Here is a 1167-nt window from a genome sequence, read left to right on the forward strand (position 1 = left end):
ACTCAACTTTCTCACATGAATAATTGACTTCAACCCTTGATATAACTGAGTTTGATTCGACTATTTTTGAATGAAAACAACAAAAACACCCCTAACTTTTGGTAAAATAGAATCACCACAAACCACTCCACCAAAAGGAAAGGGATGTTTTATGAAATCTATTTTACCAGAACGGTATGAAGTTGAAAAACAGTTTAATTCTCGGGTGGACAATTTTTTATCCAAACGCCAAATTGGTAAAATATTAAATAACTCAAACTTCAGTAAACAAAAGGGCATTAGCTGCTTTGTCCTCTTCCGGTTCGTTTTTATGCTTGTCTTTACCGGAAAGAATTTATACCGGACTTTGCAATCCGGGCCAGATACCGGAAATCCGGAAAAGGACGCTGTTTACCGCTTTCTAAATTCGTTCCGTCATAATTGGCGAAAATTTTTGCTCACGCTTAGCTCATCTGTCATTAAGGAAACCATTGAACCACTGACCTCCAGTAGCAGGAAGAATGTCCTTATCCTTGATGATTCCTTGTACAGCCGCAATAGGAGCAAGGCCGTTGAACTGCTGGCGAGGGTGAAGGATCACGTTGAAAACAGGTATGTCCGTGGATTTCGGATGCTAACTCTGGGATGGTCAGACGGCAACACTTTTCTGCCGGTTGCTTTTTCACTACTCAGCTCCCAGAAGGAATGCAACCGGCTTTGCGAGATTGACCCACGGATTGACAAGCGTACTACCGGCTACAAAAGAAGAGTTGAAAGCATTCGAAAATCTACCGAAGTGATGTTCGACCTCATACGCCAGGCCCAGGAATACGGTATCCAGGCAAGGTATCTTCTTTTCGATAGCTGGTTTGCCTTTCCATCCATTATCTGTAGGGTTCGTAAGCATGGACTCCATGTGGTGTGCATGCTTAAATCAACGAAAAAGGTTCATTACATCTATAAAGATGGCAAGCTCACTCTTGAAGCCCTTTACAGGGAACTCCTTAAGAAACCCGGTAAAGCTAAGGTTTTAGCAAATGCCATCGTTCAACTCGGCAAGGACCCAGAGGGTAACCCTGTATCGGCTCGTATTCTTTTCGTCCGGGACAGGAATCGATCAAAAAAATGGTTGGCCTTGCTCACAACTGATTTAGAGCTGACCGACAAAGAGATTATTCAGACTTATGG

1 protein-coding gene is annotated in these 1167 nt (G+C 42.8%); it reads left to right on the plus strand.

Going from position 1 to position 1167, the window contains the following annotated elements:
• Positions 1–151: 151 nt before the first annotated feature.
• Positions 152–1167 (plus strand): IS4 family transposase (locus DCCM_RS00710; RefSeq protein WP_104370557.1); only part of this gene is annotated, 1016 nt, incomplete at its 3' end.

Origin of the sequence: Desulfocucumis palustris, assembly GCF_002933875.1 — a bacterium.
GTDB lineage: Bacteria > Bacillota > Desulfotomaculia > Desulfotomaculales > Desulfocucumaceae > Desulfocucumis > Desulfocucumis palustris.